This window comes from Porphyromonas cangingivalis (genome assembly GCF_900638305.1).
GTDB lineage: Bacteria > Bacteroidota > Bacteroidia > Bacteroidales > Porphyromonadaceae > Porphyromonas_A > Porphyromonas_A cangingivalis.
In genome coordinates this window covers 2,370,001-2,383,212 of record NZ_LR134506.1, presented here as the reverse complement: position 1 = coordinate 2,383,212, position 13,212 = coordinate 2,370,001, and the positions used below count along the sequence as shown (strand labels likewise).

Here is a 13,212-nt window from a genome sequence, read left to right as displayed (position 1 = left end):
TTCAAGACCGAAGAAGTGAACATCAAGCCACTTCCTTAGGCTTCTTGATGGCTTTGTATATGAAGACAGCCAGCACCACGACGACCACCGCCACGATGACCAAGCTCACCTCCCTGCTGTGCTGATGAATATAGTCCATGAGTTGCTCACGAGGTACGATCGAAGCCGCGTAGTACCCGAGGGCTGCCAAAACAGCATTCCATATACCACCCCCAAGCGCGGTAAAAAGGATAAACTTCGACAACGACATACGAGCCAAGCCTGCAGGTATAGAGATCAGCTGACGTATCCCGGGGATAAGACGACCGACAAAAGTGGAAATCGAACCGTTACGGGCAAAGAAGCCCTCGGCCTTCTCCACCTTGGCAGAGTCGATCAGACAGATCGCCCCCAACCTGCTGTTGGCAAATCGATAGATGAGAGGTCGCCCCAGCCACATCGCCAAGCCATAATTGATCAAAGCCCCGAAAACGGCACCCAGCGTCCCGAAGAAGACCACCAGATATACATTTAGGTCACCCGATGAAGCTGCCATATAGGCTGCCGGCGGGATCACCACTTCCGAAGGGAATGGGATGAACGAACTCTCTATCGTCATCAAGAGAGTGATCGTGAAGTAGTTGAGGTGCTCCAGACACCATTCGATAAAGGGCAAAGACTCCATACTCAGCATCTTTTATTTTTCACCCTTTATAAACACTATTTCCCCCCTTTTGGTTCATTTTTCTGCAATCAAAACAGTTCCTAACATTCATACTCCCCCTGTAAGTTCCGGTATGATTTAAAACCTTCCCCACTCAATAATAGTAAAGTGCATAAGAACTTGGCAAAGAGAAACAACCTCTGTCGAGACGATAGGCCACCTCGGTGGAAAGGGCACCATGTGCCTACATGGGCATTTCACAGGCTCTGACAGAAGACTTTCCGACGCCCGACAGAACATCTTCTGTCGCCTGAATGAACAACTCTTCAGGGAGTATGTCACCGGTCAGTATCATCGAAAAAAATAAAAAGAAGGCGAGTTTCGCTCTCTCATCAAATTCTTGTATTTTTGTGTGAAGCTCCTTATGGAGCTATTTTTTCTACCAACCATATCAGACATTAAGCATATAAATATGAAGACATTAGTTGTCGTAGGACACCCAAATCTCTCTAAATCAAAGATCAACCGAAGCTGGGTCAAGGGGCTCAGGCCTTACGAGGGGGAAGACCTCCGCATCCACATCCTCACGGATGTGATCAGGGCGGACAAAAGTTTCGATCTGGCGAGTGAGCAAGCACTCTTGGCACAATACGATCGCATCATCCTACAGTTTCCACTCTATTGGTACATGGTACCGGGGATCATGAAGGAATGGATGGACACGGTATGGGCCGAAGGATGGTGCTATGGTGACGGCGGAGTGCACATGGAGGGCAAGATCATCGAGGTGGCAGTATCCTGTGGTGCTCCGGACTTTGTCTTCGACGAAAAGACTCCGGGCAACATTTCGCTCGAAAAATATATGTCATTCGTGATAGGTAGTGCAGGCTTCGTGCGTGCCAAAGCTGGCGGAGTCTTTGCATTCTACGGCGCAGGCATGCCGGATGTGGACAGCCGTATCGAAAAGAATGTCAAGGACTACATCGACTTTGTGACCAAGAAATAATTCGCCCAAAAGAGCCGACTCTTTTTTGAGCAAAACATAATAAAAACAACATTTCTTATGATCCAACTAAATGTACATGACGAATGCGGGACACTCAAGACCGTGGTCGTGGGGCTGGGCACAGAGCCCGGCAGACGCCCTACTCTGACAGAGGCCTATGATGCGAAGTCTTACAACTCCCTCATCCAAAATATATACCCTTCTGACGACGCTCTCGAACGTGAAGTTAAGGGTCTTGCAGAGACTCTTACAGCTCAGGGGATAGAGGTCCTTCGCCCCGAAAGCATCCACGACTGCAATCAGATCTTTGCTCGTGATGTGGCATTTGTCATTGAAGATAAGATCATCCGTGCCAATATCATATCCGATCGTGCGGCGGAACTACAAGCCTATGACAAGATCTTTGCAGACATCGATCCGGCCAAGGTCATCACCCCTCCCTCACACGTACACATCGAAGGCGGAGACGTCCTCTTGTATTTTGACAAGATTTTCCTCGGCACTTACCTATCGCCCAACTACTCCCAATACAAGATGGCGAGGACCAACAAGTATGCCATAGGCTTCCTCAAGGATCTTTTCCCACATAAGGAGATCATCCCTTTGGAATTGGTCAAGCACGACACCGATCCTTACACAGGGGTGCTACACCTTGACTGTTGTTTCCAACCCATCGGAGGAGACAAGTGTATCCTCTTCCCCGGAGGGTTCCGTCACAGAGAGGATTGGGAGTACTTGGTCGAACTCTTCGGGGTCGAAAACACGTTCATCATCACTCGTGAGGAGATGTTCCAGATGAACCCCAATGTCTTCAGCCTTTCGCCCACAAAGGTCGTCATCGACAGCACCTTCACTCGTCTCAAAGGCTGGCTCAACGCTCGTGGCATAGAGACCGTCGAAGTAGCATACAGAGAGGTATCCAAGCTCGGTGGTCTGCTCCGCTGCACGACCCTCCCCCTACGTAGAGAATACAAGTAACCCCCTCCATGGCAAAGAAGGACAACAAGATCGTCTACCTATGCTCTTCGTGTGGTGATGACTTCCCCAAATGGGTAGGCAAGTGCCCATCTTGCGGAGCATGGAATACCCTCAAGGAGTACACTGTCCGTCCGGAGTCAACGAAGAATCGTGCTGTGACAGATCTTTTGGACAGACGACCTATACCACTCAATGAGGTCTCGGGCGAGGAGGCTCCGAGGGTAGACATGTTGGACGGTGAGCTCAACCGAGTGCTGGGTGGGGGGCTCGTCAAGGGTTCTCTCGTACTTATCGGAGGAGAGCCGGGAATCGGCAAAAGTACCCTTGTCCTTCAGTCCGTTGTCCGACACAACAGTCTCAACACTCTCTATGTCTCAGGCGAAGAGAGCCCGGGACAGATCAAACTCCGTGCAGACAGACTGATCGATACTGAGCAGTGCAACCAATGCAAACTCTTCAGTGAGACTGATCTCGATCTCATCATACAGACAGCCATCAATGAGCAACCCGACCTCTTGGTCATCGACTCCATACAGACCATGCAGACGGCCTCTGCGGACTCATCGGCAGGCAGCCTCACGCAGGTCAAAGAATGTACATCTGCCCTTCTTGCCTTTGCCAAAGAGTACAATATACCCATCCTCATCATCGGACACATCACCAAGGATGGCAACCTTGCAGGTCCAAAGATCATGGAGCACCTTGTGGATACCGTCCTACGCTTCGAGGGTGATCAGAACCACCAGTACCGCATCTTACGTAGTCTGAAAAACCGCTTTGGGAACACTTCCGAGATAGGCATCTACGAGATGAGATCGGAGGGACTGAGGGAAGTATCCAACCCGTCCGAACTACTACTCACGGGATCTGATGACACCCTCAGCGGTGTCTGCATCGCGGCCACCATCGAAGGTGTACGCCCTCTCCTCATCGAGGTACAAGCCCTGGTCAGCTCGGCCATATATGGTACACCCCAACGCTCTGCGACGGGTGCTGATATCCGTCGTATGAATATGTTGCTCGCAGTGCTCGAAAAGCGTGCGGGATTTAAGCTCATCCAGAAGGATGTCTTCCTCAACATAGCCGGAGGACTACGTATCTCAGACCCGGCACTCGACCTTTCGATATTGGCTTCGGTCCTCTCCTCCAACCTTGACCTGCCCATCCCTCGACATGTCTGTGTAACGGGAGAAGTCGGTCTGAGTGGTGAAGTGAGAGCGGTCTCACGTATCGATCAACGCATCAGCGAAGCAAAAAAAATCGGTTTCTCGACCATCGTCATTCCTAAGGACAACACCAAGGGTATGGACTTCTCCGGCGTCGGTATCCGAGTGGTACCGGTGTCTCGAGTCGACGAAGCCTTCAGATTTCTCTTCAAAGAAGCCTGACCCACAAGCCTCCGGAAGGATCACCAAAAGTTGTAAAAGACAATAAATCGAATCATCCGAAACAAAAAAAGAAGTCGTTTGACTTAATATATTAAGTCAAACGACTTCTTTTTTACTCATATTACGAGCTATAGGTGTCCGTTGTTACTCAGAATATATTGAGAGCGTTTCGAGCGGGACCTCTCCAATGAGTGAAGCAACCTGGGCAAAGGATCCCCCTTTGGTCGAAAGGATACGCTTCGTCTGCGCCAAAGCTAAAAGTTCGCCAAAAGCATTGATACACCCTTTGGGCGTATCCATGGACGACAGCGTGTGAGGCATCAAGATTCGTCCCGAAAAGATCACCGACAGTCGTTCGCGCTCTTCCACCATATCCGAAGCGATGAAAAAAGACACACTCGGATCATCCTCGATCATCGCCTGCATCCGCTTGATAAATAGCTCGATCGGACTATGGTTCTGTCGCTCCTGTTGCTGATTGCCATCGAGATGGACACCGATGACGTTGTCTGTCCAACCGGAGAGGTTCGAGCGAAAAGCATTCTTCACCTCCACAGTCGCCTCCAAATCCTTAAACATCTGACTGTGATCACCGAAAGAAGTGGCAGAAGTCAACAAGATACGCTCCCCACCTCGGAAGTACTCTTTGAGACGCCCCGAAGCAGTCCTGCTTACCGTCTCAATCTCTTTGGGAGAGATACACCTATCGTACCGAAAGAACACAAAAGGATAGGACAGATAACCATTGCCCGTATGAGGACGGTCATTGAAAAACCAGTCTTTGGCTGTCGCCTCACGTATCGAAATCCCTGCCTCCTTGATGACCGGTGCAAGGGTGAATAGTCGATAAGATGGGCAGTACAACCTTTCGTTGGAAAACCAGATGATCTCCATCTCTCGCTCTGCCTCAAGTGCCATCGAGATGGCCGAGGCTATCACCTTGAGACGGTCTGTCAGTCCACCGACGGGCACGAGTGTCAGTCTTTCTTTCTTCATAGTACAGTCAGTTGGTCAGTAATACCTCTTATATGCCGGGCCAATGCTTTATGGTGACGGTGCGCTCCACCTCGTTCTCGACATCATCGGGCAGAAGGTGGAAGAAGTCGACACCGACCTCATCCTGCAACTCTTTGATCGTACGGCGATAAGCAGGAAGGATCGCAGTACTGGTATATTCCTTATGATCAAAGATAAAACCAATGGCCGAATACTTACCATCCTTTATCTTGAGGAGTGCCATGTACCACTTCTTTGCGACCGGTACAGTGACCTTGTTTCCTTTCGAGGTGATATACCCGATGATGTCCGAAGGCTTGTCTATAGTGATCCCTTTGACGACGTACAGTGTGTCAGCGAGGTTGGAGCTACGCCCCCAGTTGGCGACTTTATTCTCCAGCTCTTGCCAAATATATTGATTGAACTTTTTACCTATCTGAGGAGCAATATTTGAATAATAGAAGGTCTGGTCATTCGCCTCTTTACTAAAGACTCGGTCGTTGCTTGCCACCATGTGCCCACGATCCATATCAATGCCTTGAAAATAAGGATAAGTCCCCATAGCCGTGAGCCCTAAGAGCTTCGGATCATCACTCCAAGTATCTTGTCTTTTGACATTCTTAGGACGGGTTTCGTCATCAAATCGGAAAGCCACCCAACGGCTCTGATGCTTGGACAAGACAAATTCAAGACAGTAGTTCATCACTTCCTTACCGGCTGTGGTACGGGCATAGTGCGCGACGAAGCGAGAGTCGGCATCTCCCGAGAGTTTCGGTATCTCAAGGCGAGAAGCGAGGGCAGGATCAGGCGTAATCTCGTTGGCTTTGAGCTGAACAAGCGTCAAAGTCTTTGTGAGACCGTTTGAAAAATCGACTTTGATCTCCGCCCTGCGTTCAGCACCCTCATTGCGTCGGATGAATAGAGTGATCGAACTGTTTCCATTACCGGACAAAACATCTGCTTCGACAAAGTCTTGGTCTGAAGACAGCGTGAGCGTCCAGCCATGATTTGTGGCGATGTTGACAAAGATCTGAGTTTCTTGAAATCCGACCTTGTTACCATTCACGAACCGAGGATCGAATGCAACAGAGCTCTCATCCTCCGGTTGGGGTGGTTTGTGGTCGCAACTTGAGCATTGCAAAAACAGCAGCATCACAAGGGATGCCATGGCGAGTATATTTATATTCCTTTTCATACAAGTAAAACAAGTGAAGAGACACAAACGTTTGAAGAGAGACCTCTTTTTAGACAGTAAACACACTCTTGTACATTCTTTCAGACGAGAGAATGCGTTCTATCTCGAGATAGAATAGAATCTGTTGTCTAAGTTTTGTCTGTGTTGTGGATTATTTTTTAGGGAGTTGCTTGAGAAGATTGGTCACTCCGTCTTCCAAAAGATCGATCACGAGGTCGAACCCCTTAGCTCCACCGTAATAGGGATCCGGGATGTGATCGTAATCAGGATGCGAGGTGAGGTAGTCCGCCATACGGACGATCTTCCGAGAGGCTTCGACACTTGGAGCTTTGTCGTACAGGGCACGGATATTACTGTCATCCATACCGACAATGAGATCAAAGTCCTCGAAGTCTTGGTAGGTCACGGGACGAGAGATTGAGGTCACGGCATAACCTCGTTCGCCACCGTGCTTGCGCATACGAGGATCAGCCTTGTCTCCCTCGTGATAACCCATGATGCCGGCAGAGTCCACTTCGAGATGCTCCAATCCTTGAGACTTGATCAACTTGTCTGCCACAGCCTCGGCCATGGGCGAACGACAGATGTTGCCAAGACAAACAAAGAGTATTTTGTATTTGAGATTCATAAATTTGGAAAAAGTTTTTATTGGTGATTGATTTGTTTTTATAGCGGATCAACGTCGAAATAGATACGTGTAGCTCTCGCCGCCTTATCAGCAAGAATCTCTCCGGCAAGGTCTTCCAAATATCTCCGCATCGCTCGAAGATCTTCGTCGATAGGGATCATGAAGGTAAGCTTGTATCCTGCTTCGACCCATTTCTTCCGGACAGGCAGGGGGGCAGGACCGAAGACACTGAGTTCGGTGAGTTGCTGAGCTCGATCAACGAAGAGAGTGGCCAAGTCGTAAGCCTGTCGCTTGTCCGAAGACTCGACATAGGCATCTATCATTCGAGAGAAAGGGGGATACTTGACCAAGGCACGTTGTTGGAGCTCATGCTCGAAGAGAAGGTTATAGTCCTTTGCCTGAAAAGCAAGAAGTGCATTTTGGTGCTCTGAAAGATACTGAATGATGAATTTTCGGAGCTTGGGTGCCTCGTTCTGACAATGACAGAGAAGTCGATAAGCCCTTTCGTTTGCCCTGAAGTCATGCTTCATGGTGAGCAGATCAAACTGGACAATGACAATGAGCGAAAGGGCGCGTAATATCTTCCGGGGGATCTCATAATCCGAGGAGAGTAGGATATCCGACGCCATACCCTCGGCTTCGCTCTCTTCTCCAATGACGGTCGTGGAAACTTCCGGATAGATATAGCGCACTTCCTGAGCGAGCCTCTCGATGCCTGTTCCTCCAAACGTAAGAGAGGTCTGTCCACAATCGGGACAAGAGTGTGGGACGGCATCGTGATGTCCGCAAAGAGGACAGACGATATTTTTGTTGTTTTCAAAGTAGCGATAGGTCACATTGCATTGGGGGCATTCGAGCGTCATACCACAGTCTTCGCAAGTGACATATCGGGCATAGCCTTTGCGATGTAGGAGAAGAAGTGCCTTTCCTCCCGCTTGTATGTTTTCACGTAGTGCATCCAAGACCTCGAAGGAGAGGAGACGACCACGAACTTTATTTTTCTTGAAAGAGTCTTTGAGCGATATGAGTTGGAGCGTAGCAGAGTTGTTATCAGGCTCTCGGGAGGGTAGGTTCAGATAGGCATAACGCCCCTCGTGAGCAAGAAGCTGTCGCTCCACCGAAGGCGAAGCCGTGGTCATGATTGCTTGTGCTCTGCAATACTTGGCAAGCACAAGGGAGACATTGAGGGCGTTGAATCTCGGTGCAGGTTCAAACTGGCGATAACCAACGTGCTCTTCATCAAGGATAATGACGGTCTTCAGAGCCCGAAACGGCAGCCATACCGCCTTGCGTAAGCCCACATAAAGGCCCGAAGCACCTTGAAGTGCTTCGTACCATGTGTTGTTACGTTTGTATGGTGGGATGTTTGAGTGAAAAGGAAAGAGCGAGTGCTCGGAATAGTAAGAGATGAGGAGAGGTTCAAGTTCGTGCAAAGCCTCCTGAGTTGGGCAGAGCAACAAGACTTGGCCACCAGCCCTCATGGCTTCGGAGATGAGAGCATAAGGAACTCTTTGACTCAGACTTGAGGCTTCAATATGAGCCAACACAATCGGAGCATCGGGGTATTGCACTTTGAGCGATGAGGATAGGGCGTCCTCCACGAGAGGCTCTTGTATCTGCCTGTGTTGTTGTATATCAAGAAGGACTTCCTGTTCCTCAAAGACCCCCAGATCTCTGAGTTTTTTGATCACCGCTATACCGACCCCATATCTCTCGGCAAGGGAGATCAATGCGACAGGAAGCAAAGGTGAATCAGCATCACGATCTCGGGATTTGAGACGAGCATCGTGCACCGACACAATCTGCTCAAAGACTCGGATCGCACCACGGCTGCGTTTGAGCATCTCACGTGCATGATCCAACTTGGAGGAGTCTGACAGAAAAGATGAAGATACCCCCCAACCTTTGACAACCTTAGGTCTCGGAGCCATACCCTGCTCGTCGCTTAGGATGATGATCCCTTGGTGAAGGAGTTCGAGTAACAGCTTGAATGTCGTCTCGGGATAAGTTTGTTTGAACTGCTTTAGGGTAAAACGTTTGGGAAGTGCACTCAAGGTTCTGAGCAAGTTGTCGTCCCCACTGGCTTCAAGTCGCTCTTCATCAACCCCATAATGAGCTTCTCCATCAGGACGATAAGCCGCAGGGATCATTGCCTTGAGGACTTCACCCTGACTGCACATATAGTACTCTGCGACCCATTCGAGGAGGGAGATTGAAAAGGTCGGCAGAGGCGGATAGGGATAAATCTCTATGATAGACTTGTAGTTTATCGAAGGATCGGGAGGGACAGACAAGACTCCTACGACAACCCCGGAATAAACTTTACCATGCCCGAAGCTGACACAAACGAGCTTATAAAGAAGTTCTGTGGACTGCATACCCACAGGTACAGCATAAGTGTACCTACACTTTTGCGTCGGTAAGGGCAAGAGGACTTCTACATAGACCGGGGACATGAGGTTGGAAAAAAGCTTACTTCTTAGCTCTATAATAGAAGAATAAAGCTATGGGGACATAAAGGGCATTCGGCATCCATGCCGCGACAAAAGGTGACATAGCCCCACTAATGGCATAGGTACTCGATATCGTAAACAGCAAGATGTACGAGAAGGCGAGAGCCAGACCGAGAGCGATATTGAATCCCATCCCTCCCTTCACCTTGCGTGCAGACAGAGATACCCCGATGAGGGTAAGGATGAAGGCTGCCAACATCGATGCAAACCGTCTATGATACTCGACTTGAAAATTCTTGATATTGCCAAGACCTCTCTTCTTTTGACTCTCAATGTATTGGTGTAATTGGTAAGTCGTGAGGAGCTCATTATCCCCTTCAGAGATAAGCAAGTCCGCAGGTCTGAGTACCATAATTGTGTCCAACTCAGCACCATCTTCAGTGTGCTCGTACAAACCCTCAAAGTTTCGAATGCGATAGTCCTTGATGGTCCAACTATTGTCGCCATTGTAGATGATCCTGTCGGCAGTGAGACGAGAGACAAGGCTACGCCCTTCAAACCGCTCCATGGAGAAGTTTTGTCCCTCATTCGAGCGCGAATCAAACGACCCGAAGAAAGCAAATACATTCGGCGCCACTTCCACTTGAAGGTTATCATCGACGACCACCTTCTTGTCCTTGATGTACTTGTACTGAAATCCTATTCGGGTTTTGTTGAGTTTCGGCAGAATGACACTGCTGAACGAAAAAGAAACCAAACTGATGATCGCTGCCGAAATCATATAAGGCTTCAACAAACGAGTGAAACTCATCCCTGCTGCTTGTATGGCGATAATTTCCGAACGAGCGGCAAGTTTGGAAGTAAAGAAGATGACCGTGATGAAGATGAAGAGAGGTGCAAGAAGATTGGCAAAGTACGGTACCAATGCCAAGTAATAGCTAAAAATAATCTCACTCAAAGGCACTTCGGGCTTCAGAAGATCGGATAGGTTCTCCTGTACATCGATGACGACAATGATCGCCATAATCAGCATGAGGATGAACATGAACGTTCCCAAAAATCGACTGATGATATATCTGTCGATACGGATGATCCCCAAGTATTCGTACATCTTAGTCAGCTTCAATTTCATATTCATCTCGGACTAAAGGCGTTGGGACAAAGCAGGAAGGACGGAGGCTTTCCACTGAGTGAAGTCACCCTGTATAATGTGTTGACGTGCAGTGCGTACAAGATCAAGATAGAATGCAAGGTTGTGTATCGATGCAATCTGAAGTGCCAATATCTCCTGCGACACCATGAGATGTCTCACGTAAGCACGGCTGTAAGTATGATCGACAAAAGAAGTCCCTTGGGGATCAAGGGGAGAGTGGTCGTTAGCCCACTTTGCATTGCGCATATTCATCGTACCCTGCCAAGTAAAGAGTTGGCCATTACGACCGTTACGTGTAGGCATGATGCAGTCAAACATATCCACACCACGCTCGATCCCCTCCAAGATATTGGCCGGGGTACCCACACCCATGAGATAACGAGGCTTATCTTTCGGGAGGACTTCGTTCACGACCTCTATCATATCGTACATGGCCTCAGTGGGCTCACCTACAGAGAGTCCCCCTATGGCATTACCGTCCGCACCGTACTCTGCCACCTTTTCTGCTGCTTGACGCCTGAGGTCTGGATAGACACAGCCCTGAACGATAGGAAAGAGAGACTGACTGTGCCCATATAAAGGTTCGGTCTCGTTAAATCTCTTGAAACAACGATCCAACCAACGCTCGGTAAGAGCAAGCGACTCCTTGGCATACCTATAATCTGCATCTCCCGGAGTACACTCGTCGAAAGCCATCATGATATCAGCCCCTATCGCACGCTCGATATCCATGACCCTCTCTGGCGAAAAGAGATGCTTCGAGCCATCAATATGTGACCTGAAAACAACCCCTTCTTCACTCATCTTACGCCTATGCGTGAGCGAAAAAACTTGAAAACCGCCACTATCTGTAAGGATAGGACGATTCCAACTATTAAAACGATGGAGACCACCTGCACTCTTGAGGACATCCACACCCGGCCTGAGATATAGATGATACGTATTGCCGAGAATAATCTCTGCACCGATATCATCCTTAACCTCATGCATATGTACAGCCTTGACCGATCCTACCGTACCCACAGGCATGAATATAGGGGTATGTATATCTCCGTGATCTGTATGCAAGACCCCGGCACGTGCCGACGAGCGGCTATCTGTTGCTTCTATATCAAATTTCATAGTCTACAAATTTACACACATTTGAGAGATATCACAAGTACAAGAAATCATGACAAGGAGAGCATTTCTGTATCAACACATCTCTAAAAAATCTTTCGATTTTATTGGAAATCATCGATATCCTCAAGAGAAAAGATAAATAACGTCAGTTCGATATAAGGAGGAGATATAATGTGTTGATTATAAAAATGTTTAGTTTTTCATGAAGGATTTTTATGTGCTTATATTGCGTTCAGATGTCTTTTCATTTGTGTCTGAGCCCCAAAGACTTATCTGTTGGCTCTTCTTTGCGATTATCCTATTGAAATAGAGCGTAAAAACAGCTTGATTTACACGTGTTTACTCGTTTTGTGGAGTATTTCCTTATATCGAACTGGCGTTAAATATGTACCTTTGTACCACCATTTAAATAATATCTCCCAAACAAAAACAATTAATATGACAATTCAAAAGATACGGATAGCCGTTGTTGGGCTTGGTAATATCGGGCGTTATGCCATCGAAGCCATCGAAGCCTCACAAGACTGTGAGCTCGTTGGGATCGTAAGACGATCGGTTACAGAACTTCCCCCACAATATCAAAAGTACACACAAGTCACAGACATATCCGAATTGGGTAAAGTTGATGTAGCCATCATATCTCAGCCCACACGAGCTGTACCCGAAGTTGCTTCAAGCATCCTTGCCAAAGGTATAAACACAGTCGACAGTTTTGACATTCACGGTGAAATCGTATCTCTACGTCGCAATTTGGATGCAGTTGCCAAAGCCAATGGGACAAAAGCGATACTTGCCGCAGGTTGGGATCCCGGTAGTGACTCGGTCATAAGGACACTTATGCAGGCTATGGTACCTCAAGGGATCACTTACACCGACTTCGGACCTGGTATGAGTATGGGGCACAGCGTTGCTGCCAGAGCCATCGAAGGCGTGGCAGACGCTCTATCTATGACCATACCTGTAGGGACATCCATCCATCGCCGTATGGTCTATGTACAGCTCAAAGAAGGCTATACACTTGAGGATGTATCCGCACGCCTCAAGGCCGATGACTATTTCTCTCATGACGAGACACACGTCATCCAAGTCAACTCCATCAATGATCTGAAAGATGTGGGGCATGGCGTCAATATGAGTAGAAAAGGAGTTAGTGGAAAGACCCACAACCAGCTCCTGCACTTTGATATGAAGATCAATAATCCGGCCCTCACAGCTCAAATTCTTGTAGCTTGTGCACGTGCAACAATGCGTCAGATGCCAGGTGCTTATACCCTCCCCGAAGTTCCCCCAATAGATCTTCTACCAGGAGAAAGAGAAGAGTGGATCGGCAAACTTGTCTGATGATAAAAGTTTTACATGTTGACATTAAATCCCTGAAAGCAAACTGAACTGCTTTCGGGGATCTTTATTTTACAACCGCAAAGATATGATGAGACTCAAGCCCCCGAGTCGATTATCGTCGATTGCAGTCCTATCCCGTCGATTATCATCGATTAAAGTCGAATGAGTAGAAAGAGGGTGATCAAGGGGCGATCGGATCGGCAGGGAACTAAACAACAAAAAAGAGAGAGCTTCGAAGACATCTGTCTCCAAAGCTCTCTCGACTGTAAAAGTGGCGGCTACCTACTCTCCCACTTGCGTAGTACCATC

Annotated in this window: 11 protein-coding genes and 1 rRNA gene (1 of these 12 only partly in view); 4 read left to right on the top strand and 8 right to left on the bottom strand. The window is 48.3% G+C overall.

Annotated elements, in window-relative coordinates; genetic code table 11:
* Positions 1-22: 22 nt before the first annotated feature.
* Positions 23-664: a DedA family protein gene (locus EL262_RS09915; RefSeq protein WP_025839367.1), complete on the bottom strand. Its 642-nt coding sequence runs from the start codon at positions 662-664 to the stop codon at positions 23-25.
* 451 nt (positions 665-1,115) lie between these two features.
* On the opposite strand from EL262_RS09915, the gene EL262_RS09910 reads away from it, so the two are divergent.
* The 3 genes from EL262_RS09910 to radA are packed head-to-tail and all read left to right on the top strand — an operon-like array spanning position 1,116 to position 4,015.
* A complete protein-coding gene (locus EL262_RS09910) occupies positions 1,116-1,649 on the top strand; it encodes an NAD(P)H-dependent oxidoreductase (protein WP_025839365.1) in 534 nt (177 codons plus the stop codon).
* A 57-nt stretch (positions 1,650-1,706) separates the two neighbouring features.
* Complete coding sequence (locus tag EL262_RS09905) at positions 1,707-2,627, top strand: dimethylarginine dimethylaminohydrolase family protein (protein WP_174706353.1); 921 nt, start codon at positions 1,707-1,709, stop codon at positions 2,625-2,627.
* Positions 2,628-2,635: 8 nt separating this feature from the next.
* A complete protein-coding gene (gene radA, locus EL262_RS09900; RefSeq protein WP_036852406.1) occupies positions 2,636-4,015 on the top strand; it encodes a DNA repair protein RadA in 1,380 nt (459 codons plus the stop codon).
* A gap of 144 nt (positions 4,016-4,159) precedes the next feature.
* Here radA and EL262_RS09895 read toward each other — a convergent pair whose 3' ends face one another.
* The 6 genes from EL262_RS09895 to tgt form a co-directional block, all read right to left on the bottom strand.
* Positions 4,160-5,011, bottom strand: a complete 852-nt coding sequence (locus EL262_RS09895; RefSeq protein ID WP_025839361.1) for an O-fucosyltransferase family protein — start codon at positions 5,009-5,011, stop codon at positions 4,160-4,162.
* Positions 5,012-5,039: 28 nt separating this feature from the next.
* Positions 5,040-6,206: a DNA/RNA non-specific endonuclease gene (locus EL262_RS09890; RefSeq protein WP_078735875.1), complete on the bottom strand. Its 1,167-nt coding sequence runs from the start codon at positions 6,204-6,206 to the stop codon at positions 5,040-5,042.
* A 151-nt stretch (positions 6,207-6,357) separates the two neighbouring features.
* Positions 6,358-6,834: a low molecular weight protein-tyrosine-phosphatase gene (locus tag EL262_RS09885; RefSeq protein ID WP_025839359.1), complete on the bottom strand. Its 477-nt coding sequence runs from the start codon at positions 6,832-6,834 to the stop codon at positions 6,358-6,360.
* Between the two features lie 38 nt (positions 6,835-6,872).
* Positions 6,873-9,290, bottom strand: coding sequence for a replication restart helicase PriA (priA, locus tag EL262_RS09880; protein WP_078735874.1), 2,418 nt, complete (start codon positions 9,288-9,290; stop codon positions 6,873-6,875).
* A gap of 16 nt (positions 9,291-9,306) precedes the next feature.
* Positions 9,307-10,419, bottom strand: coding sequence for an LptF/LptG family permease (locus EL262_RS09875; RefSeq protein ID WP_078735887.1), 1,113 nt, complete (start codon positions 10,417-10,419; stop codon positions 9,307-9,309).
* A 12-nt stretch (positions 10,420-10,431) separates the two neighbouring features.
* Positions 10,432-11,562 (bottom strand): tRNA guanosine(34) transglycosylase Tgt, encoded by a 1,131-nt coding sequence (gene tgt / locus EL262_RS09870; RefSeq protein WP_025839355.1) that lies wholly within the window; start codon positions 11,560-11,562, stop codon positions 10,432-10,434.
* A gap of 444 nt (positions 11,563-12,006) precedes the next feature.
* On the opposite strand from tgt, the gene EL262_RS09865 reads away from it, so the two are divergent.
* On the top strand, positions 12,007-12,903 hold the full coding sequence (locus EL262_RS09865; protein WP_025839354.1) for a diaminopimelate dehydrogenase: 897 nt from the start codon (positions 12,007-12,009) through the stop codon (positions 12,901-12,903).
* Between the two features lie 269 nt (positions 12,904-13,172).
* On the opposite strand, the gene rrf is transcribed toward EL262_RS09865, so the two are convergent.
* A 5S ribosomal RNA gene (gene rrf / locus EL262_RS09860) occupies positions 13,173-13,212 on the bottom strand (it continues 69 nt past the right edge of the window).